At 60.7% G+C, this 24,810-nt stretch carries 21 protein-coding genes and 1 other RNA gene; 13 read left to right on the top strand and 9 right to left on the bottom strand.

The genetic code is table 11. From position 1 onward, the window contains the following. Window positions 1-19 precede the first annotated feature (19 nt). From carA to grpE, 5 genes are all read right to left on the bottom strand, one after another. Entirely contained in the window at window positions 20-1,156 is a 1,137-nt protein-coding gene (carA, locus tag ACIOAU_RS20295) for a glutamine-hydrolyzing carbamoyl-phosphate synthase small subunit (RefSeq protein ID WP_101322166.1), read from the bottom strand. A gap of 299 nt (window positions 1,157-1,455) precedes the next feature. Continuing rightward, entirely contained in the window at window positions 1,456-2,262 is an 807-nt protein-coding gene (gene dapB / locus ACIOAU_RS20300; protein WP_150571317.1) for a 4-hydroxy-tetrahydrodipicolinate reductase, read from the bottom strand. Between the two features lie 13 nt (window positions 2,263-2,275). Beyond that, window positions 2,276-3,400 carry a molecular chaperone DnaJ gene (gene dnaJ / locus ACIOAU_RS20305; RefSeq protein ID WP_101322168.1) on the bottom strand — a complete coding sequence of 375 codons (1,125 nt, stop codon included), beginning with the start codon at window positions 3,398-3,400 and terminating at the stop codon, window positions 2,276-2,278. Between the two features lie 213 nt (window positions 3,401-3,613). Next, a complete protein-coding gene (gene dnaK, locus ACIOAU_RS20310; RefSeq protein WP_101322169.1) occupies window positions 3,614-5,542 on the bottom strand; it encodes a molecular chaperone DnaK in 1,929 nt (642 codons plus the stop codon). 100 nt (window positions 5,543-5,642) lie between these two features. Further along, window positions 5,643-6,197 (bottom strand): nucleotide exchange factor GrpE, encoded by a 555-nt coding sequence (gene grpE / locus ACIOAU_RS20315; protein WP_103438610.1) that lies wholly within the window; start codon window positions 6,195-6,197, stop codon window positions 5,643-5,645. A 193-nt stretch (window positions 6,198-6,390) separates the two neighbouring features. Between grpE and recN the strand changes: the two genes are divergently transcribed. Continuing rightward, entirely contained in the window at window positions 6,391-8,061 is a 1,671-nt protein-coding gene (gene recN / locus ACIOAU_RS20320; RefSeq protein WP_401184224.1) for a DNA repair protein RecN, read from the top strand. Window positions 8,062-8,236: 175 nt separating this feature from the next. On the opposite strand, the gene fur is transcribed toward recN, so the two are convergent. After that, window positions 8,237-8,641: a ferric iron uptake transcriptional regulator gene (gene fur / locus ACIOAU_RS20325; RefSeq protein WP_101322172.1), complete on the bottom strand. Its 405-nt coding sequence runs from the start codon at window positions 8,639-8,641 to the stop codon at window positions 8,237-8,239. Between the two features lie 97 nt (window positions 8,642-8,738). Here fur and ACIOAU_RS20330 point away from each other — a divergent pair, with 97 nt between their 5' ends. Then, the gene (locus ACIOAU_RS20330; protein WP_101322173.1) at window positions 8,739-9,269 is read left to right on the top strand and encodes an outer membrane protein assembly factor BamE; all 531 of its coding nucleotides are present in this window, start codon (window positions 8,739-8,741) and stop codon (window positions 9,267-9,269) included. Between the two features lie 70 nt (window positions 9,270-9,339). Here ACIOAU_RS20330 and ACIOAU_RS20335 read toward each other — a convergent pair whose 3' ends face one another. Continuing rightward, on the bottom strand, window positions 9,340-9,774 hold the full coding sequence (locus tag ACIOAU_RS20335) for a type II toxin-antitoxin system RatA family toxin (RefSeq protein WP_101323113.1): 435 nt from the start codon (window positions 9,772-9,774) through the stop codon (window positions 9,340-9,342). A gap of 163 nt (window positions 9,775-9,937) precedes the next feature. On the opposite strand from ACIOAU_RS20335, the gene smpB reads away from it, so the two are divergent. Beyond that, entirely contained in the window at window positions 9,938-10,420 is a 483-nt protein-coding gene (gene smpB / locus ACIOAU_RS20340; protein ID WP_101322174.1) for an SsrA-binding protein SmpB, read from the top strand. Window positions 10,421-10,579: 159 nt separating this feature from the next. Here the strand turns inward: smpB and ACIOAU_RS20345 are convergent, their stop codons facing one another. After that, window positions 10,580-11,347 carry an FCD domain-containing protein gene (locus ACIOAU_RS20345; protein WP_188036683.1) on the bottom strand — a complete coding sequence of 256 codons (768 nt, stop codon included), beginning with the start codon at window positions 11,345-11,347 and terminating at the stop codon, window positions 10,580-10,582. Between the two features lie 457 nt (window positions 11,348-11,804). Here ACIOAU_RS20345 and ACIOAU_RS20350 point away from each other — a divergent pair, with 457 nt between their 5' ends. The 10 genes from ACIOAU_RS20350 (at window position 11,805) to ACIOAU_RS20395 (ending at window position 23,001) form a co-directional block, all read left to right on the top strand. Then, window positions 11,805-13,475 carry a lactate permease LctP family transporter gene (locus ACIOAU_RS20350; RefSeq protein ID WP_401184229.1) on the top strand — a complete coding sequence of 557 codons (1,671 nt, stop codon included), beginning with the start codon at window positions 11,805-11,807 and terminating at the stop codon, window positions 13,473-13,475. Between the two features lie 69 nt (window positions 13,476-13,544). Continuing rightward, on the top strand, window positions 13,545-14,690 hold the full coding sequence (gene lldD / locus ACIOAU_RS20355) for an FMN-dependent L-lactate dehydrogenase LldD (protein ID WP_101322177.1): 1,146 nt from the start codon (window positions 13,545-13,547) through the stop codon (window positions 14,688-14,690). Window positions 14,691-14,765: 75 nt separating this feature from the next. Then, window positions 14,766-17,576, top strand: a complete 2,811-nt coding sequence (locus tag ACIOAU_RS20360) for an FAD-binding and (Fe-S)-binding domain-containing protein (RefSeq protein ID WP_401184232.1) — start codon at window positions 14,766-14,768, stop codon at window positions 17,574-17,576. Between the two features lie 352 nt (window positions 17,577-17,928). Further along, complete coding sequence (locus tag ACIOAU_RS20365; RefSeq protein ID WP_150572265.1) at window positions 17,929-18,201, top strand: hypothetical protein; 273 nt, start codon at window positions 17,929-17,931, stop codon at window positions 18,199-18,201. After that, entirely contained in the window at window positions 18,198-18,458 is a 261-nt protein-coding gene (locus tag ACIOAU_RS20370; RefSeq protein WP_150572266.1) for a DUF3077 domain-containing protein, read from the top strand. Before ACIOAU_RS20365 ends, ACIOAU_RS20370 begins: the two co-directional genes overlap by 4 nt. Window positions 18,459-18,563: 105 nt before the next feature. Next, window positions 18,564-18,857 carry a hypothetical protein gene (locus tag ACIOAU_RS20375; protein WP_101322181.1) on the top strand — a complete coding sequence of 98 codons (294 nt, stop codon included), beginning with the start codon at window positions 18,564-18,566 and terminating at the stop codon, window positions 18,855-18,857. 107 nt (window positions 18,858-18,964) lie between these two features. Next, window positions 18,965-19,356: a transfer-messenger RNA gene (gene ssrA, locus ACIOAU_RS20380) on the top strand. 187 nt (window positions 19,357-19,543) lie between these two features. Next, window positions 19,544-20,800, top strand: a complete 1,257-nt coding sequence (locus tag ACIOAU_RS20385; RefSeq protein ID WP_401184237.1) for an integrase domain-containing protein — start codon at window positions 19,544-19,546, stop codon at window positions 20,798-20,800. A gap of 948 nt (window positions 20,801-21,748) precedes the next feature. After that, complete coding sequence (locus ACIOAU_RS20390) at window positions 21,749-22,729, top strand: integrase domain-containing protein (RefSeq protein WP_401184506.1); 981 nt, start codon at window positions 21,749-21,751, stop codon at window positions 22,727-22,729. Beyond that, window positions 22,726-23,001: a hypothetical protein gene (locus tag ACIOAU_RS20395; protein WP_221596889.1), complete on the top strand. Its 276-nt coding sequence runs from the start codon at window positions 22,726-22,728 to the stop codon at window positions 22,999-23,001. The genes ACIOAU_RS20390 and ACIOAU_RS20395 overlap by 4 nt, the downstream gene beginning before the upstream one ends. A 516-nt stretch (window positions 23,002-23,517) precedes the next feature. Here ACIOAU_RS20395 and ACIOAU_RS20400 read toward each other — a convergent pair. Next, window positions 23,518-24,804 carry a GIY-YIG nuclease family protein gene (locus ACIOAU_RS20400; RefSeq protein ID WP_401184240.1) on the bottom strand — a complete coding sequence of 429 codons (1,287 nt, stop codon included), beginning with the start codon at window positions 24,802-24,804 and terminating at the stop codon, window positions 23,518-23,520. Window positions 24,805-24,810: the final 6 nt, after the last annotated feature.

Genomic DNA, 24,810 nt, shown 5'->3' on the forward strand with positions numbered 1-24,810 from the left:
GGGCCTGGATGGCGAATGCTCAGCGGCGCTTGGCCATGGCATCGATGAAACGATCGAACAGCGGCGCGACGTCAGTCGGGCCTGGGCTTGCCTCAGGGTGACCCTGGAAGCTGAAGGCGCTCTTGTCGGTGCGCTCGATGCCCTGCAGGGTACCGTCGAACAGCGACTTGTGGATCGCCCGCACGTTGCCTGGCAGGGTCGCTTCGTCAACAGCAAAACCGTGGTTCTGGCTGGTGATCATGACAACGCCGGTGTCGAGGTCTTGCACTGGGTGGTTGGCACCGTGGTGGCCGTGACCCATTTTCACCGTCTTGGCGCCGGAGGCCAGGGCCAGCAGCTGGTGGCCGAGGCAGATGCCGAACACCGGAATCTCGGTCTCGAGCACTTCCTTGATCGCCTGGATGGCGTAGTCGCATGGCTCAGGATCGCCTGGGCCGTTGGACAGGAACACGCCGTCCGGATTGAGCGCGAGGACTTCGCTGGCCGGCGTTTGCGCAGGCACCACGGTCACCCGGCAGCCACGCGCAACCAGCATGCGCAGGATGTTCAGCTTGACGCCGTAGTCGAAGGCGACCACGTGGTAAGGCAGGTCGGCAGCGGCGATTTCGGCATGGTCGTTGGTTTTCAGGTCCCACACGCTGGAGCGCCACTCGTAACGCGCTTTGGTGGAAACTTCCTTGGCCAGGTCCATGCCCTTCAGGCCCGGGAAGCCGCGGGCAGCTGCGATGGCGGCTTCTTCGCTGATGTTGTCACCGGCCAGGATGCAGCCGTTCTGAGCGCCCTTCTCACGCAGGATGCGGGTCAGGCGACGGGTGTCGATGCCAGCGATGGCAACCACGTTGTGCTCTTTCAGGTACTCGGACAGCGACTGGGTCTTGCGCCAGTTGCTGGCAACCAGCGGCAGGTCACGGATGACCAGGCCAGCCGACCAGACGCGGTCGGATTCTGCGTCGCCCGGGTTGGTGCCGGTGTTACCGATGTGCGGGTAAGTCAGGGTAACGATTTGCTGGGCGTAGGAAGGGTCTGTAAGGATTTCCTGGTAGCCGGTCATAGCGGTGTTGAACACCACCTCTCCAACAGTCTGGCCGTCGGCACCGATGGCTTCACCGCGAAAAATGCTGCCATCAGCAAGGGCGAGTATGGCTGGCTTAGTCAAGAAGACCTCCCGTAAATAAAGCCTGAAAGGGCGATCGCAGGTTGCAAAAAAGCGGAGTGACGTATGGACACGTCACCCCGCTTCATGTGCTGAATATCTCTGCGCGCTTTTAGTGAACACACTAAAGCTGTAGCTTACAGAAATTGATGATTTTGGTCTACCGCGCATGTGTCGAAAATGCACACCAATGCGACAGGCACTTCAATTCCGAGTTGGACCCTTCGCGGGTAAACCCGCTCCCACAGGGATCGCAGTGGGAGCGGGTTTACCCGCGAAGCAGACGCCGCCGACCTTACTGATCAGTGCAGTTCGAGCACATCCTGCATGTCGTACAAACCTGGCTCACGCCCGTCCAGCCACAACGCTGCACGCACCGCGCCCTTGGCGAAGGTCATGCGGCTCGAGGCCTTGTGGGTGATCTCGACGCGCTCGCCATCAGCGGCAAACAGCACCGTGTGATCACCCACGATGTCACCCGCCCGCACGGTAGCAAAACCAATGGTCTTGCGATCACGCGCGCCGGTCTGGCCTTCACGGCCATACACCGCCACTTCCTGCAGATCACGACCGAGCGCCTGAGCAACCACTTCACCCATGCGCAGCGCGGTACCCGACGGTGCATCGACCTTGTGCCGGTGATGCGCTTCGCTGATCTCGATGTCGACCTCGTCACCCATCACCCGGGCAGCGATGTCGAGCAGCTTCAGGCACAGGTTGACGCCAACACTGAAGTTGGCGGCAAACACGATCGGGATGTCTTTACCGGCTTCGGCCAGCAGCAGTTTCTCTTCTGCCGAGAACCCAGTCGTACCAATGACCATGGCCTTGCCCGCCTTGCGGCAGAACGCCAGGTTCTTCAGGGTCACCGACGGGTGCGTGAAGTCGATCAGCACGTCGAACTCATCGGCAACCTTGGCCAGGTCACCCGAGATGGTCACGCCGATCCGGCCCAGGGCCGCCAACTCGCCAGCGTCAGCGCCGACCAGCGAGCTGTCGGGCTTGTCGATGGCGGCCGTGAGGCCGGCGCTTGGCGCCTGTTGCTGCACAGCCTCGACGAGGATCTTGCCCATCCGCCCTGCTGCACCCATTACCGCAATACGTCGCATAGCCTGTTCCTTGTCAGAGATCGCCGAAGAAGCGCTTCACACCCTCGAACCAACCGTTGGCCTTGGGCGAATGGGAGCTGTCACCTTCGAGCGAGTCACGCAGCTCTTCGAGCAGCTCACGCTGACGACGGCTGAGGTTGACCGGGGTTTCCACCGCGACCCGGCACAGCAGGTCACCAGCACCACCGCCACGCACCGGAGCGACGCCCTTGCCACGCAAGCGGAACTGCTTGCCGGTCTGGGTGCCTTCGGGGATCCTCAGTTTGACCCGACCATCCAGAGTCGGCACTTCCAGCTCGCCACCCAGGGCGGCATCGGTGTAGCTGATCGGTACTTCGCAGTACAGATGCTTGCCGTCACGCTGGAAGATCGCGTGCTCACGCACGTTGATCACCACATACAGGTCGCCAGTCGGGCCGCCATGGGCACCCGCCTCGCCTTCGCCGGACAGGCGAATGCGGTCGCCGGTATCGACCCCAGCCGGGACCTTGACCGACAGCGTCTTGTACTCTTCGACACGGCCTTCGCCGTGGCACGAACCGCACGGGTCGGTGATGATCTTGCCCTGGCCATGGCAGCGCGGGCAGGTTTGCTGCACCGAGAAGAAGCCCTGCTGCATGCGCACCTGGCCGATACCGCCGCAGGTCGGGCAGGTCGACGGGGTCGAGCCCTTCTTCGCACCACTGCCGTCGCACGGCTCGCAGTTGACCAGCGTCGGTACACGGATGTTGACCGTGGTGCCGCGCACGGCTTCTTCCAGGTTCAGCTCGAGGGTGTAGCGCAGGTCGCTGCCGCGTGCGGCGCCACCACGGCCACCACCCCGGCTGCCGCCGAAGAAGTCGCTGAACACATCACCAAAGATGTCGGAGAAATTGGCGCCACCGAAGCCTGCACCGCCGCCACCCATGCTTGGGTCGACACCAGCGTGACCGTATTGGTCGAACGCTGCGCGCTTGCTCGCATCAGACAGCACTTCGTAGGCCTCGTTGGCCTCCTTGAACATGTCTTCGGATTCTTTGTCGCCCGGGTTACGGTCCGGGTGGTACTTCATCGCCAGTCGGCGGTAGGCCTTTTTGAGGTCACCTTCACTGGCGCCGCGCTCGACCCCCAGGACCTCATAATAATCACGCTTGGACATAGGTCATTTGCACTCTTGTGGGCGTTCGGCAAAGCTCTGCGCGTTCCGCGCCGTGCCGCCAGCACCTGCCGCTACACATGACTCATGCGCCCTGACAGATGCTGTAAAAATTCTCGTATTCCAGACACACCAACGCGGGAGCAAGCCCCCGCGCGGCGACATCCTACCAGCTCAACACCAAGCGGCGCTGAGCTGGCCGACAACTAGCAGGGATTACTGCTTGTTGTTGTCTTTCACTTCTTCGAACTCGGCGTCAACCACGTCATCGTGCTTGGCTTCCGGCTCGGCTTGCTGCTGGGCGCCGCCCTGAGGCTGTTCAGCCGACTGCTCGGCGTACATCTTCTGGGCAACTGGTGCGGAGACCTTGGACAGCTCTTCGACCTTGGCGTCGATGGCAGCCTTGTCGTCGCCTTTGACAGCGGCTTCCAGAGCAACCACAGCAGCTTCGATCGCGGTTTTTTCTTCCGCGGTCACTTTGTCACCGGCATCGGCGACCATTTTGCGAGTCGAGTGGACCAGCGCGTCACCCTGGTTACGGGCAGCGGCCAGCTCTTCGAACTTGCGGTCTTCTTCGGCGTTGGCCTCGGCGTCACGCACCATGCGCTCGATCTCTTCGTCGGACAGACCGGAGTTGGCCTTGATCACGATCGACTGAGTCTTGCCGGTGGCCTTGTCTTTCGCGCCGACGTGCAGGATGCCGTTGGCGTCGATGTCGAAGGTCACTTCGATCTGTGGCACGCCACGTGGTGCTGGTGGAATGTCGGCCAGGTCGAATTTACCCAGCGACTTGTTCTGACCAGCCTGCTTACGCTCACCTTGAAGCACGTGAATGGTCACGGCGTTCTGGTTGTCGTCGGCAGTCGAGAACACCTGCGACTTTTTGGTCGGGATGGTGGTGTTCTTCTCGATCAGCGCAGTCATCACGCCGCCCATGGTTTCGATACCCAGGGTCAGCGGGCTGACGTCCAGCAGCAGTACGTCTTTGACGTCGCCGGCCAGTACCGCGCCCTGGATAGCAGCGCCCATGGCAACGGCTTCGTCCGGGTTGACGTCTTTACGTGCTTCTTTACCGAAGAAATCGGTAACCAGCTTCTGTACCAGCGGCATACGGGTCTGGCCGCCAACCAGGATCACGTCGTTGATCGCGCCAACGTCGATACCGGCGTCTTTCAGAGCGATGCGGCAAGGCTCGATGGTGCGCTGCACCAGGTCTTCTACCAGCGATTCCAGCTTGGCGCGGGAGATCTTCACGTTCAAGTGCTTAGGACCGGTCGCGTCTGCAGTGATGTACGGCAGGTTGACGTCGGTCTGCTGGCTCGAGGACAGCTCGATCTTGGCTTTTTCAGCGGCTTCTTTCAGGCGCTGCATCGCCAGCGGGTCACCTTTGAGGTTCATGCCGCTTTCTTTCTTGAACTCGTCGACAAGGTAGTCGATCAGGCGAATGTCGAAGTCTTCACCACCGAGGAAGGTGTCACCGTTGGTGGCCAGTACTTCGAACTGGTGCTCGCCGTCGACTTCGGCAATTTCGATAACCGAAACGTCGAAGGTACCGCCGCCCAGGTCATAAACGATCACGGTGTGATCGCCCTTGGCCTTGTCCATACCGTAAGCCAGCGCAGCTGCGGTTGGTTCGTTGATGATACGTTTTACGTCCAGACCTGCGATGCGGCCGGCGTCTTTGGTGGCCTGACGCTGGCTGTCGTTGAAGTAGGCCGGAACGGTGATGACCGCTTCGGTAACTGGCTCGCCCAGGTAGTCTTCGGCGGTTTTCTTCATCTTTTTCAAGATTTCAGCCGAGATTTGTGGCGGTGCCATTTTCTGGCCGTTTACTTCAACCCAGGCGTCGTTGTTGTCAGCCTTGACGATCTTGTACGGGACCATCTGAATGTCTTTCTGCACGACTTCTTCGTCGAAGCGGCGACCGATCAGACGCTTTACCGCGTACAGGGTGTTGTGCGGGTTGGTGACTGCCTGGCGCTTGGCCGACTGACCGACGAGGATTTCGCCGTCGTTGGCGTAAGCGATGATCGAAGGGGTAGTACGCGCGCCTTCGGCGTTCTCGATAACCTTGACGTTACCGTTTTCCAGGATGGAGACGCACGAGTTGGTGGTCCCCAGGTCGATACCGATGATTTTGCCCATGTTAACTCTCCCGAAACTGAATTAGCTGGCAGCGGCTACATTGGCCAACTGCGGTAATACTTGAATGCTTGACACTAAGATGGGGTCACCCAAACAGATTTCAAGCCTGTTCGTTGATCGAAGGTTGCGCTGCCGCAGGCGCCTTGCTGACCACCACCATGGCGGGGCGCAGCAGACGGCCGTTGAGCATGTAGCCCTTCTGGAACACCTTGAGCACGCTGTTCGGCTCGACATCGGCGCTCTCTTGCATGGCCATCGCCTGGTGATGTTCGGCGTTGAACGGTTCACCGTGCGGGTCAATGGCTTCGAGGTTGTAGCGCTTGAGGGTGTCGCTGAACATCTTCAGGGTGAGCTCGATACCATCGCGCATTGGCTTGATGGTTTCGTCGTCGGCGCTGGACAGTTCCAGGCCGCGCTCGAGGCTGTCGATTACCGGCAGCAGGTCGCTGGCAAACTTCTCCAGGGCGAACTTGTGCGCTTTCTCGACATCCTGTTCGGCCCGACGACGCACGTTCTGCAGGTCGGCAACGGCGCGCAGGGATTGATCCTTGGCCGCGGCCAGCTGCTCCTCGAGCACCTGAACACGGGTACCGAGATCCTCAGAACCTGCTTCTTCGGTGTTTGGGGTGTTTTCGTCCAGCTGTTCGTCAGCCATTGGGTATCTCCTCCGCAATTTCTGTTGTGCGAGCCTTGCTCGCTCCGTTGACGGCTATATGGGGTCGGAAAAATCAGCTTCAAGGGCTGAGGCGGTTTTCCATGGGCGCGAAAGCAATCTACCAATGGATATTGTCAGGCAGGCAAAAAGCACTGTATAAATATCCAGACCTGACCTTTCGGGAGCCGCCCTCATGCTGGTGCACCTGTCCATCCACAACTACGCCATCGTCGAACACCTGGACCTCGAGCTGTCTCGCGGCATGAGTGTGATTACCGGTGAAACCGGCGCGGGCAAATCGATCATGCTCGACGCCCTCGGCCTGGCCCTGGGCGATCGCGCCGACAGCGGCGTGGTCCGCCCCGGCGCCGACAAGGCCGACATCCTCGCCACCTTCGACCTGGTCGACATTCCCGAGGCCAGCGTCTGGCTCAAAGAACGCGACCTCGACGGCGAAGGCCTGTGCATCCTGCGCCGGGTGATCACCGCCGAAGGCCGCAGCCGTGGCTATATAAATGGCACGCCCTGCCCGCTCGGCGACCTCAAGGCCCTCGGCGAACTGTTGATCGACATCCACAGCCAGCATGAGCACCAGTCGCTACTGAAAACCGACACTCACCGCCGCCTGGTCGACGAATACGCCGGTGCCAGCGACCTCTCCCGTCAGGTGCAACTGGCAGCGCAGCGCTGGCGGCAGACCCGCCAGGAGCTGGAGCGGCTGTCCAACTCCGGCGACGAACAACGCGCCCGGCAACAGCTGCTGAGCTATCAGCTGGAAGAGCTGGACAACCTCGCCCTCGGCGAAAACGAGCTGGAGCAACTGAAGCAGGAGCACAAGAGCCTGACCAACGCCGAAGCCCTGTTCGGCATCTGCCGCCAGGTCATCGATCAATGCAGCGAGAGCGACTCGGGCAATGTGCTCAATGCCCTGACCGCCAGCCTCAACCGCCTCAGCGCGGTGACCGGCGGGCCGAAGGCGCTGGACGAAGCGGCGACCATGATTGCCAGTGCGCAGATCCAGGTCGAAGAAGCGGTCGGCGAGCTCAATCGCTTCCTCGACAACTTCGACGCCGACCCGATGCGCCTGCAAGCGCTGGAGGAGCGCCTCGATACTATTTATACGTTGGCGCGCAAACACCGCGTGCACCCGACCGAACTGCCGCACCTGCAACAGCGCTTGATGGAAGAGCTTGAAGGCCTCAACGCCAGTGACGAGTCACTTGAGCGCCTGGGTGAAGAGCTGGCCGCCTATGCCCAGCACTATCAAACCAAGGCCCAGGAACTCAGCGCCCTGCGCAAACAGGCGGCTGCGCAACTGGCCACAGCGGTCGAGCAGGAAGTGCAGCGCCTCGGTATGCCGGGTGGGCGTTTCTGTATCGAGCTGAACCCGTTTGAAAGTGCCGAGCCTTCGCCGCATGGCCTGGAGCAGATCGAACTGCTGGTCAGTGCCAACCCTGGGCAGCCGCTTAAAGGTTTGGCCAAGGTAGCCTCCGGCGGTGAGCTGTCGCGGATCAGCCTGGCGATTCAGGTGATCACTGCGCAGACCTCGCGGATTCCGACTTTGGTGTTCGACGAAGTGGACGTCGGTATCGGCGGGCCCACTGCGGAAATTGTCGGCCAGTTGCTGCGCCGACTTGGCGAACGCGGGCAAGTGCTGACCGTGACCCACCTGCCACAGGTGGCGGCGCAAGGGCATCATCATTTGTTTGTGCACAAGGTGCGCGACAGCGAGACCACGCACACGGCGGTGGCCAGTCTCGGCAAGCGTGAGCGGGTTGAGGAAGTGGCGCGGATGTTGGGCGGGATTGACCTGACCAAAGAATCGCTGGCGCATGCGCGCAAGATGGTCGTTACCAGCAAATAAGTGATTGGGGCCGCTGCGCGACCCTTTCGCGACACAAGGCCGCTCCTACAGATGACCGCGTGCTTTCTGTAGGAGCGGCCTTGTGTCGCGAAAGGGTCGCAAAGCGGCCCCAAAAACACAACTGGCGGGCACGACCTCGAAAGATCGCCCCGCCAGCCGTCAACGATCTAAATCGTTACCGCTTCTTACGCACATAAAGAACCAGATTATGGTCCACGAGCTCAAAGCCATGCTCGGCCACGATCTCTTTCTGGCGCTTTTCGATTTCCGAATCGAAGAACTCGATGACTTCGCTGGTCTCCACGTTGACCATATGGTCGTGGTGACCGCCATCCGCCAGCTCAAACACCGCGTGGCCGCCGTCGAAGTTATGACGAACCACCAGGCCCGCTGCTTCGAACTGGGTCAAAACCCGGTAAACAGTGGCCAGACCGACGTCCTCGCCAGCCTCCATCAGCGCCTTGTAGACATCCTCGGCACTCATGTGTCGCTGCTCGGTAGAATCGAGCATCTGAAGGATCTTAACTCGAGGCAGTGTCACCTTGAGACCAGCTTTACGTAGTTCGCTATTTTCAACCATGGTCAGCTTTCTCGCCGATGCTGCTTCGCAGCTTCTCTTAATACGGGTATGATCGGGGTTTACGTTGTCCAGCCAAGATAGTGGAAGTCGCCCACCGATGCAAAAGTCCAAGCTCTTGCTAACCAGCCTCACCCTAGTGGGACTGCTCGCACTCGCCGGTTGCTCGTTTCCCGGGGTTTACAAAATCGACATCCAGCAGGGCAATGTCGTCACGCAGGACATGATAGACCAATTACGCCCGGGAATGACCCGCCGGCAAGTAAGGTTTATCATGGGCAACCCGCTGATTCAGGATACTTTCAACACCAACCGTTGGGATTATCTCTACAGCTTGCAGCCTGGTGGCGGTAAACGTCAGCAAGAGCGCATGAGCATCTTCTTCAATGAAGGTGATCAGCTGGTCAGTCTGTCCGGTGACTTCATGCCTGGCGTCAGCCGAGATCAAGAGATCCTCGGTGGCAGCGGTGATACCACCGTCAGCCCGGACGCTCAGCCTGGCCAACCCACCCAGCCAGAAGAAAAACCAGCTCGTCGCGGCTCGACCGAAGAATCGATCCAACGCGAAATCGACACCATCGAAGCAACACCGGTGCCGACCCCAGCTCCGCTGGATACCAATCCGCAGTAAGCAGATTGGCTCCAAGAAAAAGCCCGAACCTAGGTTCGGGCTTTTTTTGTGCCTGCGCTTTGCCAAATCGTCAGCCGTTGAGCTGCTTGGCACGCTGGCAGAAAGCATCGACCAGAGTATTCGCGGCCTGGTTGAACAGCGGCCCGAGGGTGGCGCGCACGATCGGCCCGGCATAATCAAACGACAGGTCGAGGCTGATCTTGCATGCCTTGTCACCCAGCGGCTTGAACACCCACACGCCGTGCAACTGGCTGAACGGGCCTTCTTCAAGGTTCATCTCGATCGACTGCCCCGGCACCAGCACATTGCGCGTAACAAAGTGCTGGCTAAGCCCGCCTTTGGCCACTTCCAGCTTGGCGCGCATGCTCGTCTCGCTGCTCTCGAGCACCGTCGAGGCCGAGCACCACGGCAGAAATTCTGGGTAGCTGGCGACGTCGTTGACAAGGTCATACAGCGCCTGGGCAGGGTACGGCAGCAGGGCAGAGCGTTGAATATGGGTAGTCATCCAGGCATCGATTCCAAGGCTGGGCGGCAGCACTTCGCAGCTCACCGAAAACAGGTTCTGTGGGTTACACAGTGTGTCCATTGTCCGGGATTCATCCGGCAGGCTCAAGCGCACCGAAAACCCCGTAGCCGACAACGCCATGACTGCCTATAATGCGGCCCCTATGGCTAAGCAAAAGAAACATCCGACCGGGACCATCGCGCAGAACAAGAAAGCGCGTCACGATTACTTCATCGAACACAAGTTCGAGGCCGGGCTGGTCCTGTCCGGTTGGGAAGTAAAAAGCCTGCGGGCCGGTAAGGCACACCTGACTGACAGCTACGTGCTGCTCAAGGACGGTGAAGCCTGGCTGTTCGGTTGCCACATTGCGCCGCTGACTGCCGCCAGCACCCACGTCATCGCTGACCCGATCCGCACCCGTAAACTGCTGCTGAACAAGCGCGAGCTTGAGCGCGTGCACGCTGCCGTGGCGCAGAAGGGCTACACCTGTGTGGCCTTGTCGCTGTACTGGAGCAAGCACCTGATCAAGTGCGAAATCGCCTTGGGCAAGGGCAAGAAGGAATTCGACAAGCGCGACACCGAGCGCGAACGCGATTCCAACCGCGAGATGCAGCGGGCTGTGCGCAACAAAGGCAAGGAAGACTGATTCCTCGTTGATTTGTGGTGCCTGCTTTGGGGCTGCTTTGCAGCCCTTCGCGGGCAAGCCCGCTCCCACAGGTATCTGAGTGCAGCTTAGTGCCCTGTGGGAGCGGGCTTGCCCGCGAAGGGCCGCAAAGCGGCCCCAGCAATTCCAAGCCAAACCCCATCACCGCCCACTGCGCCGCTCCGCCCGCGCCACCCGATGCGCCTCCTCCTGTGCCTCTTCGAGCACCTCCTGCACATACAGGATATGCCGGCTCGACACCTCCCGCGCCTCCTCCGCCCTACCCTCAACAATCGCCTGATACAGCTCGCGGTGCTGCCCAATCAACATATCCCGCGTCTCGCTACGCTGCTGATACATCCCGCCAATGTTGGTCACCACGTTGCGCTTGAGCAAATCAAACAACCCACGAATGGTGTGCAGCAACACCGCGTTATGGCTCGCCTCGGCAATCGCCAGATGGAACCGCGCATCCGCCGCGCCCTCCTCCGCCCGGCTCACCTCGGCCTTGCGTGAATAACAATCCTGCAGCTCATCAAACGCCGCCTTGAGCCGCTCACGGTCAGGTTCGGTCGCCCGCTGCGCCGCATAAAACGCACACGACGCCTCCAGCGTATGGCGAAACTCGAGCAAGTCCCGCTGCGCCTCCGGGCTGTGTTCAAGCAGCTGCAGCAGCGGGTCACTGAAGGTTGCCCCCAGCGACGCCGCCACATAATTGCCACCACCCTGGCGACTCACCAGCAGCCCCTTGGCCACCAGCTTCTGGATCGCCTCGCGCAGCGATGGCCGCGACACGCCGAACTGCTCGGCCAGGGCGCGCTCGGCCGGCAGGCGCTGACCCGAGGTCAAGGTACCTTCAAGGATCATCCCTTCCAGGCGCTCGACAATGTCGTCGGACAGGCGCCGTTGGCGAACCTGATCAAAAACCATCACTTACTCTCCACAAACCCTCGCACACACAGCGAGGCCTACTATTTTGGCCTATCCAGGCTGCGCTCACACGTATCAGTTGCGTAATAAAAGCTGGGTATTCGTGTGCCGCGCTGGCTTTGGTGCAAGCGAGCATCGCTGGGGGCGCTACGCACCCCTTTCGCGACACAAGGCCGCTCCTACATTTGACCGCGCTGTCTTGGCGTTGCGCGGTCGGCGTAGGAGCGGCCTTGTGTCGCGAAAGGGCTGCAAAGCAGCCCCAGCACCCTCAAGACAAACGCAACGCCCAAAAACACCCCAACCCCAAGCCATTCATCGACATTCCACCAAAGTACAAGCCGAGACAAATTGACACAGGCCCAGCTGCGCTTTTAACCTAGCATCCGCACATTGTAAATTGGTCTTACCAATTACCCAGTGCCAGTGCTGACCAACAACAATTAGGGGCCAACCCATCATGCAAACCTGGCAACAAATCTATAGCCCATTGGGCAGTCTTGGCCTGTCCGCGCTGGCGGCAGTGATCCCGATCGTATTCTTCTTCCTCGCCCTGGCCGTATTCCGCCTCAAAGGCCATGTGGCCGGCAGCATCACCCTCGGCCTGTCGATCCTGGTCGCCATCTTTGCCTTCAACATGCCGGTCGACATGGCCCTGGCAGCTGCCGGTTATGGCTTCCTCTACGGCCTGTGGCCAATCGCCTGGATCATCGTTGCCGCGGTGTTCCTGTACAAACTGACGGTCAAGAGCGGCCAGTTCGAAGTGATCCGCAGCTCGGTGCTGTCGATCACCGACGACCAACGCCTGCAAGTACTGCTGATAGGCTTCTGCTTCGGCGCCTTCCTTGAAGGTGCCGCCGGCTTCGGCGCACCCGTAGCGATCACCGCTGCCCTTTTGGTCGGCCTGGGCTTCAATCCCCTCTACGCCGCCGGCCTGTGCCTGATCGCCAACACCGCGCCAGTCGCCTTCGGCGCGCTCGGCATCCCGATCATCGTCGCCGGCCAGGTGACCGGCATCGACGCCTTCCACATCGGCGCCATGACCGGCCGCCAGCTGCCGCTGCTGTCGCTGTTCGTACCGTTCTGGCTGGTGTTCATGATGGACGGCCTGCGCGGCGTCAAAGAAACCTGGCCTGCTGCCCTGGTCGCCGGCCTGAGCTTCGCCGTAACCCAGTACTTCACCTCCAACTACATTGGCCCAGAACTGCCCGACATCACCTCGGCGCTGGCCAGCCTGATCTCGCTGACCCTGTTCCTCAAAGTCTGGCAGCCAAAGCGCTCGATGGCCGTGGTCCAGGGCAGCGTCGGCGCCGCCGTGGTGCAGTCCAGCGGCAGCCAGCCAACCCCGTACAGCTTCGGTGAAATCTTCAAGGCCTGGTCGCCGTTCCTGATCCTCACTGTGCTGGTAACGATCTGGACCCTCAAGCCATTCAAGGCCGCGTTCGCCCCCGGCGGCGCGATGTACAACTTCGTCTTCAACTTCGCCATCCCGCACCTCGACCAGCTGGTGATCAAGACAGCGCCGATCGTTGCAGCCCCAACCGCCATGCCTGCGGTGTTCAAGCTCGACCCGATCTCCGCCACCGGCACCGCGATCTTCCTCTCGGCACTCATCTCAATGTGGGTCCTGAAGATCAACTTCAAAACTGGTATTACCACTTTCAAAGAAGTGCTATGGGAGCTGCGCTGGCCCATCCTGTCGATCGGCATGGTGCTGGCGTTCGCCTTCGTCACCAACTACTCCGGCATGTCCTCGACCATGGCCCTGGTATTGGCCGGCACTGGCGCGGCGTTCCCGTTCTTCTCGCCGTTCCTCGGTTGGCTGGGCGTGTTCCTGACCGGCTCGGACACCTCGTCCAACGCCCTGTTCAGCTCGCTGCAAGCCACCACCGCGCATCAGATCGGCGTCAGCGACACCCTGCTGGTCGCGGCCAATACCAGCGGCGGCGTGACCGGCAAGATGATCTCGCCACAATCGATCGCCGTGGCCTGCGCCGCGACCGGCCTGGTTGGCAAGGAATCGGACCTGTTCCGCTTCACCGTCAAGCACAGCCTGTTCTTCGCCACCATCGTCGGCGTGATCACCCTGGTGCAAGCCTACTGGCTCACCGGCATGCTGGTTCACCACTAAAGTGACAGGGGCCGGGCGCACTCGACTGCGCCCGGCAGCCACCCCTCACCACCTTTGCAGCGAGCATCCATGATCATTTCTGCCTCCACCGATTACCGCGTCGCGGCCCAGCGCAAGCTGCCACCGTTCCTGTTCCACTACGCCGACGGTGGCGCCTACGCCGAATACACCCTGCGCCGCAACGTCGACGACCTGGCCAGCATTGCCCTGCGCCAACGCGTGCTCAACAACATGTCCGAACTCAACCTGCAGACGCAGCTGTTCGGCGAAACCCTGAGCATGCCGGTCGCCCTCGCCCCGGTCGGCCTGACCGGCATGTACGCCCGCCGCGGCGAAGTGCAGGCCGCCCGCGCCGCCGCCGCGCACGGCATCCCCTTCACCATGTCGACCGTATCGGTGTGCCCGATCGAAGAAGTCGCCCCGGCGATCGACCGGCCGATGTGGTTCCAGCTGTATGTGCTGAAAGACCGCGGCTTCATGCGCAACGCCCTCGAGCGCGCCAAGGCCGCCGGGGTTAAAACCCTGATCTTCACCGTCGACATGCCCGTGCCCGGCGCGCGCTACCGCGATGCCCACTCCGGCATGAGCGGCGCCAACGGCCCGATGCGCCGCGTGCTGCAAGCCATGACTCACCCACAGTGGGCCTGGGACGTCGGCGTGATGGGCCGCCCGCACGACCTGGGCAACATCTCCACCTACCGCGGCAACCCCACCGGCCTGGCCGACTATATAGGCTGGCTGGGCAACAACTTCGACCCGTCGATCTCGTGGAAGGACCTCGAGTGGATCCGCGAATTCTGGGACGGCCCGATGATCATCAAAGGCATCCTCGACCCGGATGATGCCCGTGATGCGGTCAAGTTCGGCGCCGACGGCATCGTCGTCTCCAACCACGGCGGCCGCCAGCTCGACGGCGTGCTCTCCAGCGCCCGCGCGCTGCCGGCGATTGCCGATGCGGTCAAAGGCGACATCAAGATCCTCGCCGACTCCGGCATCCGCAGCGGCCTCGACGTGGTGCGCATGATCGCCCTCGGCGCCGACAGCGTGCTGATCGGCCGCGCCTTCCTCTGGGCGCTGGCCACCCACGGCGAAGCCGGGGTGAAAAACCTGCTGGCCCTGTTCGAAAAAGAAATGCGCGTGGCCATGGTGCTGACCGGCGCCAAGTCGATCAGCGAAATCAGCCGCGACTCGCTGGTCCGCGAACTGGGCGCCTGACGCGCCCTACCCCACACCGCCTGATTGCCCGGGGCACGTTGCGCCACAGATGCGACGGCCCCGCGAGGAGATTGCATGAGCCTGCCTGCCGCGTTCCTCAGAGATGCCGAGCGCCTGATCCCCGCCAACCGCCGCTTCAGCGACCCGACCTCGACCCTGGCCTTTGGCACCGACGCCAGCTTTTACCGGCTGATCCCCCAGCTGGTAGTGCGCGTCGAATCGGAAGACGAAGTGGTGGGCCTGCTGCAACTGGCCCAGCGCGAACGCGTGCCGGTAACCTTCCGCGCCGCCGGCACCAGCTTGTCTGGCCAGGCCCTCAGCGACTCGGTGTTGATCGTGCTCGGCGACAGCTGGAACGGCAAGGAAATCCGCCGCCACGGCGAGCAGATCCGCCTGCAACCCGGCGTCATCGGCGCCCAGGCCAACGCCTGGCTGGCCCCGTTCGGGCGCAAGATCGGCCCCGACCCGGCCTCGATAAACGCCTGCAAGATCGGCGGCATCGTCGCCAACAATGCCAGCGGCATGTGCTGCGGCACCGCGCAAAACACCTACCACACCCTCGCCGGCCTGCGCCTGGTGCTGGCCGACGGCACCCGCCTCGACAGTGAAGACCCGGCCAGCGTCGCCGCCTTCGAGCACAGCCACGGAGCCCTGCTCGCCGAGCTGGCCCGACTCGGCCAGGAGACCCGCGCCAACTCTGAACTGGCTGCGCGAATCCGCCACAAGTACCGCCTGAAAAACACCACCGGCCTGTCGCTCAATGCCCTGATCGACTACGACCAGCCGCTCGACATTCTCCAACACCTGCTGGTCGGCTCCGAAGGCACCCTCGGCTTTATCAGCGCCGTGACCTACGACACCGTGCTCGACCACCCGCACAAAGCCTCGGCGCTGATCGTCTTCCCCACCGTGGAAAGCTGCTGCAAGGCCGTGACCGTGCTCAAGAGCCAGCCGGTGTCCGCCGTCGAACTGCTCGACCGCCGCAGCCTGCGCTCTGTGCAGAGCAAACCCGGCATGCCAGGGTGGGTCCGCGCCCTGTCGGACAACGCCTGCGCCCTGCTGATCGAGTCCCGCGCCGCCAGCCAGACGCTGCTGCACGAGCAACTCGAGCTGATCATGGCGTCGATCGCCGAGTTCCCGCTGGAGCAGAAGGTCGACTTCAGCGAAGACCCGACCGTGTACAACCTGCTGTGGAAAATCCGCAAAGACACCTTCCCCGCGGTCGGCGCCGTGCGTCAGACCGGGACTACAGTCATCATCGAAGACGTCACCTTCCCGGTTGAAGTCCTGGCCGAAGGCGTCAACCGCCTGATCCAGCTGTTCGACAAACACGGCTACGCCGAGGCGATCATTTTCGGCCACGCCCTGGAAGGCAACCTGCACTTCGTCTTTACCCAAGGCTTCAACAACGCCGCCGAAGTCGCCCGCTACCAAGCTTTTATGGACGACGTCGCGCAACTGGTCGCCGTCGAATTCGGCGGCTCGCTCAAGGCCGAGCACGGCACCGGCCGCAACATGGCGCCCTTCGTCGAGCTGGAATGGGGCAAAGACGCCTACCAACTGATGTGGCAGCTCAAGCGCCTGCTCGACCCCAATGGCATCCTCAACCCCGATGTGGTGCTCAGCGAAGACCCGGATATCCACCTGAAAAACCTGAAACCGCTGCCCGCCGCCGACGAAATCGTCGACAAGTGCATCGAGTGCGGTTTCTGCGAACCGGTGTGCCCGTCCAAAGGCCTGACCCTCAGCCCCCGCCAGCGCATCGTCATGTGGCGCGACATACAGGCGAAAAAGCGCGCCGGCGAAGACGTGCGCCAACTGCTGCGCGACTTCCAGTACCAGGGCATCGACACCTGCGCCGCCACCGGCCTGTGCGCCCAGCGCTGCCCGGTTGGCATCAACACCGGCGAGCTGGTGAAAAAGCTGCGTGCCCAGGCCGCCGACCACGGCAAAACCGCCGACTGGCTGGCCGAGCACTTCCAGGCCACCCTGCGCGGCGCCCGCTTCACCCTCGCCGCCGCCAACGGCGCGCGCAAACTGCTCGGTGCACCGCGCCTCGAACGTCTCAGCGCCTCATTAAGTAAGGCCAGCAACGGCCGCCTGCCACAGTGGACCAGCGCCATGCCGCAACCGCTGCGCGCCATCGACTTCGGCCCGGCCAGCAACGACGCCCGCCCCCGCGTGGTGTACCTCGCCGCCTGCGTGTCGCGGGTGATGGGCCCGGCCTACGCCGACCGCGAACAAAGCTCGCTGCTGGACAAAACCCAACGCCTGCTGGAAAAAGCCGGTTACCAGGTGGTATTCCCCGAAAACGCCGACAGCCTCTGCTGCGGCCAGCCATTTGCGTCAAAAGGTTACGCCGAGCAGGCCGAGCACAAACGCCAGGAGCTGATCAACGCCCTGCTGCTGGCCACCCGCGGCGGCATCGATCCGGTGTACTGCGACACCAGCCCGTGCACCTTGCGCCTGGTGCAGGACCTCGGCGAAACCCGGCTCGACCTGTACGACCCGGTGCGCTTCATTCGCACCTTCCTGGTCGACCGGCTGGAGTTCACCCCGCAGGAGGAGCCAGTGGCCGTGCACGTGACCTGCAGCACCCAGCACCTCGGTGAAAGCCAGGCGCTGATTGACCTGGCGCGGCGTTGCAGCAAGCAGGTGGTGATCCCCGAGGGGATTCATTGCTGTGGGTTTGCCGGCGACAAGGGCTTTACCACGCCGGAGCTGAACAACCACGCGCTGCGCAGTTTGAAGGATGCGGTGCAGTACTGCAGCGAGGGGATTTCGACCAGCCGCACGTGTGAAATCGGGCTGTCGAGCAACAGCGGGATCGACTATCACGGGTTGGTTTATCTGGTGGATCGGGTGACTCGGGCGCGGGTGATCTGAATTTGGGTTCGGCGGTGTCCGATTGCGGGTTTTCCGTAGGACATTTCCGAACCTGAAACCAAATGCTTCTAAACCGGGGCTCTTGGGAATTATCCTACGAGCGCTAACGCCGTTTCGCTGTTGTTGATCTTGGCCATCAGGGCTAATTTCCTCCGGTCGTCTTTTAGGCGATTTGGGTGTGAGAGCCCTGTGTCCGGAATCCCGCAGCGCTGCTATGGCAGCTGTGCGTGGGCAGGCTTCTGCCTGGCCGGTATGATCCTGGGCCCGGTCTCTCACCCCGCGTACGGCTGCCACCCTTATCCTGTGAGAGGGATGCTGGAGGTAGCTCCTGTAAATGCCCGGGAGTTACATCATGAAAAAGTTAGTCCCCGATCCACCCCGCTTCAGAATGCTCAACAATCCATTCTTCTCGCTTCATACCGACCTTCCAACGCCTGACGCCCTCGCCCACTCCAGCGAATTGTTACGCGGTGTGATCGAAACCATCGACGAGCACTGCCGCCATCACGCCGGCGAGCCCGGCCTGAACATGCTCAGCAACGCCGCCCACGCCGCCGAAACCGCCCGCGCCCTGGTCGAACACGTCATGCGCCGCGCCACCGTTGAAGAAGGAGCGCCGCAATGACCCACGACCTCGACAGCTGGACCACCGTTGGCACCGAAACCTGCCACGACCTCTACCGCATCAAGCCCGGCGTGCACGTCGAGCGCGCCTTCCAGGAACTGTCCGCACTACTGAGCATGGTCCGCCACCTGACACAGCAAGCCGACAAAAACGACGACCCCGTCGCCCTCGAAGCCGCCCGTTACCTGAGCGCTCTAGCCCGAGCCCTCGGCACCGACATAGAAAGCGGCAAAGCCCTACGCGACGCGATCCAATAACGACAGCCATGTCAGCAGGCCAGCATTTGCATTGAACCCTCGCGGAAACCGCGCAGTCCATCTTTACAGGCCCGCCTTCCAGAGGCCTTCCAGAAGGAGACACCCATGAAAGGTACTGCGCTTTCCGCTCTCTTCGCGGCTGCCACACTGCTGGCCTCGCCAGCGTTTGCTGCCGACGACCTCTGCGCGATCAACCTGCAGAAAATCGACGACAGCATGGCCACCGCCGGCGCCACCTCCGAAGGCCTCGACAAAACCCTGACCGAGCACGTCGACAAAGCCAAGGCCGCCCAGGCAAGCGGCGACACCAAAGAATGCATCACCATCACCAGCAAAGTGCTCCAGCGCCTCGAAAAAACCGACAAAGGCAGCGGCACCGCTGGCGGCAGCGGGACCTAAGCAACACGCGGCAAACGGACGACGGCACCCGCAGTCGACGTCGTCCGCATAAAGGCGTATACTCCGCCTTGCGTGCTGAAAAGCACGCTCAGCTCTAGAGCTGAGTTGGGGCCGATTAGGATTCGACGCCGGTCGCGAAACTCTAGGTGCATGCCGAGTTGGTAACAGAACTCGTAAATCCACTGTTGCAACTTTCTATAGTTGCCAATGACGAAAACTACGAGGGTTACGCTCTCGCTGCGTAAGCAGCTGAGCCCGCTCTCCTGGTAGCTTCGGCTCCAGCAATCACTAGGGGATGCCTGTAAACCCGAAGTGATTGTCATACAGAACAGGATCGTCGTGTAGCACGTTGGGGGCAAAGCGACTAAAACTTACCCAACTCGTCCAAAGCACCCTGCCACTCGGGCGGCTGCGGATTAACTTAGTTGAGATGGCTACGCATGTAGTACCGACAGCGGAGTACTGGCGGACGGGGGTTCAAATCCCCCCGGCTCCACCAAATGATCAATCAAAGACGTCCACGGACGTCTTTTTTTGTGCCTACGACCTAGTAAATACGCGGCCTCCAGCGCTTTTGCGGTCTTTTGAGAGTTTTTGAGTTCCAGCCGTTCGGGTATTCCAGACGGTATTCCGCCTCACCCGGTGCTAATCTTTGGAATACCGAATCAGTGCTTGAGGACAATCTCATGCCTGCTCAAAACCTCCGCCTCTCCGATCGACAGCTCAAGGGAGTCAAACCCGCGTCCAAGGATTACGTCCTCACTGACGGTGATGGTTTGCAGCTCCGCGTACGCAGCAACGGCTCATTGCTGTGGAATTTCAACTACCGCGAACCGGTGACCAAAAAGCGCATCAACATCGGCTTCGGGACCTACCCCGAACTGTCACTGGCGAACGCACGAAAGAAGGCAGTCGAAGCCCGCGAGTTGCTCGCCCAGGGCATCGATCCTAAGGTGCAGCGCAATACGCTGAATGAAGCCAAACGCGCAGAAACGGAACACACCTTTGAGAACGTGGCCACCGCGTGGTTCGAGCTCAAGAAAGACTCGGTCACCCCGGCCTACGCCGAGGACATTTGGCGGTCGCTCACGCTGCATGTGTTCCCCGACTTGAGGACGACACCACTGGTGAAAATCACCGCGCCGATGGTGATCGCATTGCTTCGTCCAATCGAAGCGAAAGGCAGCCTAGAGACGGTCAAGCGTCTCAGCCAGCGGCTAAACGAGATCATGACCTACGGCGTGAACTCAGGCCTAATCCTCGCCAACCCTCTTAGCGGCATCAGGGCAGTATTCAAGAAACCCAAGAAAGAGAACATGGCCGCGCTCCCACCTGAGGAGCTCCCCGAGCTCATGCTGGAGATCGCGAATGCCAGCATCAAACGCACCACCCGCTGCCTGATCGAATGGCAGTTGCACACCATGACTCGCCCGGCAGAAGCGGCGACCACTCGCTGGGCAGACATCGACTTTGAACGGCGTGTCTGGACTATCCCACCGGAGCGGATGAAAAAGCGCCGCCCTCACAGCATCCCGTTGAGTGATCATGCTTTCGCATTGCTGGAGTCGCTCAAGTCTCACAGCGGCCATCGCGAATACGTCTTCCCGGCAGACAGAAATCCACGCACCCACGCCAATAGCCAAACGGCCAACATGGCGTTGAAACGCATGGGCTTCCAGGACCGTTTGGTGAGCCATGGCATGCGTTCGATGGCCAGCACCATCTTGAATGAGCATGGGTGGGACCCGGAGCTAATTGAGGTCGCACTGGCGCATGTCGACAAAGATGAGGTGCGCAGCGCCTACAACCGAGCCGACTACCTCGAACGCCGACGACCGATGATGGCCTGGTGGAGTGAGTACATCCAGAAAGCCGCCACCGGCAGCCTGCTCGCCTCTGCATACGGCCAAGTCAGAGACAAGAACGTGGTGCCGATCCGCTAGCTCTGTACAGTGCAAGAACGGCAGCAGCAACATTTGAGCGATCAAGATTCGCGGCAGGCAGCCTCGCTTATCCGCTTTTAACACGGGTCCATCCAAACAGGGCTGCAAAGCCGCCCTGTTTGGATGGACCTCACTTTGAAGAGCTAAAAGCCACGACTTTGTCCGGGATTTACCACGGAATTCCACCAGTGGATAACCGCTTTTAACGTCCCCAAGAGCGCTGAATTTCGGCCCTTGACCGGGTTTATCCACAGGCGTAGAACTGGCCGTGCAAAGGCTGTCGATGACAGCACCCCAGGTGACCCGAACCTTAAAGGTCACGCCGCTCCCGCGGTGGTTCTCCCCAAGGGCGATTCGCATCCGGCAGCTCGCCCGGTCACCTCCCCGGTGATGGATGCCAACTACATTTCATGGCCCTCGTGCGCCAGACAACACCTCCTACTTCGCTGCCCTGCAGCAACCTATTCGCTTGGCCGAATCTTGCGCCAACCTGTGCCCGTCTCTTTCTCCTGGAAAGAGACGGGCACTTCTACCACTGCTGCAGCCCTGATCGCACATGGCTTTGCGGCAATTCCCCTCGTGACAATCGGCGTGACAAACGCCGATGTCACCAGCAACAGCCATGTAGATGATGGTGCCGCAGACCACGGAATGGACTGCACCTGACTGACAGTCAGGCATGCCCCGGTCATCGCATTGCTGCGTTCACCCGGTTCAGGATCTTCAGGTGCTGGTTTAGTCAGCCAGCACTGCCTCCACCCGCCCACCGGCAACGGTGTTAAGGAGGCCAGATCATGAGATGCCCTTGCTCCCGGATGTAAGGAGCCGCCAGTCCCGCGTAGAGGACATTCCCCACAGGTCGCAGGGGCCTTGATCCCTGATAACACTCAGCATTCTTGGCGGGATGACGTGGGCGAGGATCGGAGAACGGAAGATGAGGTGACGGATATGGCATTGGTGGGTAGACGCGATGGTCGCAATTTCGGCTACGGCAGGCAATTGAGCTATGCAGGGCCGCAGGCGCTGAAGGACATGTTTGGCGGCGGTCACTACGGCACGGTGAGGGCACACTGTGATCGGTGGCAGGCATTCGTGAAGTGGTGCCGCTGCGAACAGGGGCCCGGCATCAATGATGCGCGGCAGATTGGTCGCAAAGTGTTGGCCGACTACGCGGCGTATCTGCTTGAAGTGGTAAGGCGCGGTGACCTCGCCGTCAGCACCGCACAAAACCGGCTATCCAGCGTTAACAGGACCATGGCTGCGCTTCGCGGTGATCAATGCGTGAAGTTGCCAAGCCCGAGCAAGGCGTTGGGCATGCAGCGCATCGGGGTTCGCCAGTCTGTACCACAGGGCCAAAACCGCGAACAGGTGAAGCAGATCGTTGATGCGCTTTGCCGCGATCATCAGCAACGGGCCGCCGCGATCGTTCTGTTGGCACGAGCCACCGGCATGCGCTTGCGTGAGGCCATCTTGGCTGACCTGCCACGGCTGAGCCGTGAGGCTAAAGAGCTAGGCAGGATTAACATTCAGGATGGTACCAAAGGCGGCCGCGCCGGGGCCTCGGCACCCCGTTGGATTACGGTGGATGATCATATTCGTGATGCACTTGCATTAGCGGAGCGGGCGTTGCCTGCGGATAGCCGCAACCTGATTGCGCCACACAAGAGCTACCTAAATCTTCTGCAAGAAACCATCCGCCCCGCGCGGGACATCCTGCATGCGTACAACCTCAAAGGCTTCCATGAGCTTCGTGCGGCGTACGCCTGTGAGCGCTATGAGCAAATCACCCAGCATCGGGCACCTATCAACGGCGGCCAATGTCGCCAGGTAGATAGGAACGTTGATCGAGAGGCCCGACGACAAATCAGCTATGAGTTGGGACACGGTCGGATTGACGTAGTTGCCGCGTACATTGGAGGTCGGTCATGAGCAAGCCATTCGACATGGAGCTGTTCCTGGCTGGAGTGCTGACCGGCTCAAACGCAACCCGGCGACGCCATCTGCGCCAGGCGAAAATCATTCAAACTAAAATTGCAGAACGCTGGCGACAAGAAACGCCTTGGAGTTGGCAGAGAAAACATTTGGCTTGGTTTCTTGAGCATCGTCTGAGCCACCGCAGTGAGGCGACAAGGTATTACTACCTGCTAACGGTCCGGCTGCTCGCTCAACGTCTAGGCACGTCATGGCTTTTCTATCCTTAACTCGGACCTGATGCTATTGGTCACCGCCACCAGCAATTGGCTAGAGGCGGTCCGTCATGTATGGGTTGCTGATTACCTAGTCACTTGCAAGAGCAAACGCTCAAAGTGGCCATGGAGACAACGGTTTCGACTTTATAATTTTCGGACAACCTACGTTGCCTTCTTGCCGTTCCTCATGTGATTTCTCCAGCTTGTGAAACATTGTTTGTGCAAAGCTAACTGTAAGGAGACGGTATGAAGCTGCTGCTACAAGTCTCGCGGGAGCAATCATCTTTTCCGGCGGTCTGACAGTATTGCTTCTGATAGCCCTGATGCTGCACTTCCCTTCGCTGCCGATCACGGCGGTGCTGATTTCCTACTCCCTTAACCGACCCAAAAGCCCCATATAAAACTATTACTGAGAATACGACGGGGCCAGAAAGAGCGGATTGGATGCCACTCTTTCTAACGTGGCCATCTTTTATTTTTTGTTCAAATAAGCTTCCGCAGTCTTACTACCAACTACGCATCTTAGTGTCATACTGCCTCCCCATTAGCGTCGGTTGATGGGAGGCGCTTTTTCACGATCTTGCCGGTCGTATTGTCCATTCGGTACCGTGTGATGCTGCCGTCAATGATCCGATTGATAACCTCTCGGGCCACTTCGAGCGAAACCGCGAACCATTCGCGGGGTCGGTAATGTTTGCCATCCTTTCCGACCAGCTCCACATTCAAGCGCTGTGCTGCAAGAAAAGCATGCACCAAAGCCTCGAAGCGCTGGGGGTTCATATTGAAACACTCAAAGTCCGTGACCTTCTGAACCGGGCTCTCCAGGAAGGCAATATCCCGCTCTGCATTGCGAATCCGCTCATCCACAGTCTGCTCGGTGTAGCCGATCTTGTAGAGATACGGGAACGGCTTCAGCGCGGGATTCTGGCTTAGCGTCTTGACGATGTAGATGCATCCCGTACGACGGTCGCGATGCGTGACTCGAATGTCCTGAAAGGCCTGGGCCAACGCCTCGTCACGATCCTGCAAGATGCGCCGTCCGGTCTCGTCCATGTAAAGTGCCCGGCCCAACGAACGGCGCAGCATGTTCGACTCGGTACCGTTCTCGAAAATCAGCCGTAGCCGGGCATCCGTATGCTCGCCACGCCCATGCTCCTCACCAACCTCATCCACGAAACACATGACGCCGTTTAGGATGAACGCCTCACCAGGTACGATTTGCCAGTTCTCAGCAAAGCGGACAGTCTCGGCTTTGCCGCTTTTGAGATCAGCATGTAGATCATTGAAGATCGACTTGAAGCGCCAGAAGTCCTCGCATGGTGTGCGCTGGGCGACCTCATCCGGGGCTTCTTTCGTCAGCGGGACATGCTTGAGATCCAGGATGCTGGTGTCACCCAGTTCCAGTAGCCCTAGATCATCCCCCCCCAGGATGTCATCGATGCAGATGACATCCTCTGGAGCCGCCGCTGACTGAGGCGGGGGCTCGTCCTTAAGCACATCTTGTATCAGCGAAAAACCGGACAGCAGTCCGTGCCGGTCGAAGGGAATCAACGCCTCATGATCCTCAGTTCTCTCTAGCGTCGCCGCCAGACGCCTGGCCATTTGCCGTTCGGATAGATGGTCGCCATGCACCAGGGGCCGCCGCCCGTGCTGATCGATGAACTGATTGATCTCCTCGAAGCGCGATGCCAGCAAATTTCCCTTACCAGGCGAGGCTGCTCGGGGCTTAACGTTGAGCAAGCCAAACTCGTCCGATGCGCTAAAAACATCTTCCAGCGAACTATGCACTCGCTGCTTCTTGCCATGCAGGTTCATTCCATT

This window comes from Pseudomonas sp. NPDC088322 (assembly GCF_044740745.1).
GTDB lineage: Bacteria > Pseudomonadota > Gammaproteobacteria > Pseudomonadales > Pseudomonadaceae > Aquipseudomonas > Aquipseudomonas shirazensis.

Coding starts and splice junctions, on each gene's coding strand:
- dapB (WP_150571317.1), bottom strand. CDS start 2,262: ATGCGACGTATTGCGGTAATGGGTGCAGCAGGGCGGATGGGCAAGATC.
- dnaJ (WP_101322168.1), bottom strand. CDS start 3,400: ATGTCCAAGCGTGATTATTATGAGGTCCTGGGGGTCGAGCGCGGCGCC.
- dnaK (WP_101322169.1), bottom strand. CDS start 5,542: ATGGGCAAAATCATCGGTATCGACCTGGGGACCACCAACTCGTGCGTC.
- grpE (WP_103438610.1), bottom strand. CDS start 6,197: ATGGCTGACGAACAGCTGGACGAAAACACCCCAAACACCGAAGAAGCA.
- recN (WP_401184224.1), top strand. CDS start 6,391: ATGCTGGTGCACCTGTCCATCCACAACTACGCCATCGTCGAACACCTG.
- fur (WP_101322172.1), bottom strand. CDS start 8,641: ATGGTTGAAAATAGCGAACTACGTAAAGCTGGTCTCAAGGTGACACTG.
- ACIOAU_RS20330 (WP_101322173.1), top strand. CDS start 8,739: ATGCAAAAGTCCAAGCTCTTGCTAACCAGCCTCACCCTAGTGGGACTG.
- ACIOAU_RS20335 (WP_101323113.1), bottom strand. CDS start 9,774: ATGACTACCCATATTCAACGCTCTGCCCTGCTGCCGTACCCTGCCCAG.
- smpB (WP_101322174.1), top strand. CDS start 9,938: ATGGCTAAGCAAAAGAAACATCCGACCGGGACCATCGCGCAGAACAAG.
- ACIOAU_RS20345 (WP_188036683.1), bottom strand. CDS start 11,347: ATGGTTTTTGATCAGGTTCGCCAACGGCGCCTGTCCGACGACATTGTC.
- ACIOAU_RS20350 (WP_401184229.1), top strand. CDS start 11,805: ATGCAAACCTGGCAACAAATCTATAGCCCATTGGGCAGTCTTGGCCTG.
- lldD (WP_101322177.1), top strand. CDS start 13,545: ATGATCATTTCTGCCTCCACCGATTACCGCGTCGCGGCCCAGCGCAAG.
- ACIOAU_RS20360 (WP_401184232.1), top strand. CDS start 14,766: ATGAGCCTGCCTGCCGCGTTCCTCAGAGATGCCGAGCGCCTGATCCCC.
- ACIOAU_RS20365 (WP_150572265.1), top strand. CDS start 17,929: ATGAAAAAGTTAGTCCCCGATCCACCCCGCTTCAGAATGCTCAACAAT.
- ACIOAU_RS20370 (WP_150572266.1), top strand. CDS start 18,198: ATGACCCACGACCTCGACAGCTGGACCACCGTTGGCACCGAAACCTGC.
- ACIOAU_RS20375 (WP_101322181.1), top strand. CDS start 18,564: ATGAAAGGTACTGCGCTTTCCGCTCTCTTCGCGGCTGCCACACTGCTG.
- ACIOAU_RS20385 (WP_401184237.1), top strand. CDS start 19,544: ATGCCTGCTCAAAACCTCCGCCTCTCCGATCGACAGCTCAAGGGAGTC.
- ACIOAU_RS20390 (WP_401184506.1), top strand. CDS start 21,749: ATGGCATTGGTGGGTAGACGCGATGGTCGCAATTTCGGCTACGGCAGG.
- ACIOAU_RS20395 (WP_221596889.1), top strand. CDS start 22,726: ATGAGCAAGCCATTCGACATGGAGCTGTTCCTGGCTGGAGTGCTGACC.
- ACIOAU_RS20400 (WP_401184240.1), bottom strand. CDS start 24,804: ATGAACCTGCATGGCAAGAAGCAGCGAGTGCATAGTTCGCTGGAAGAT.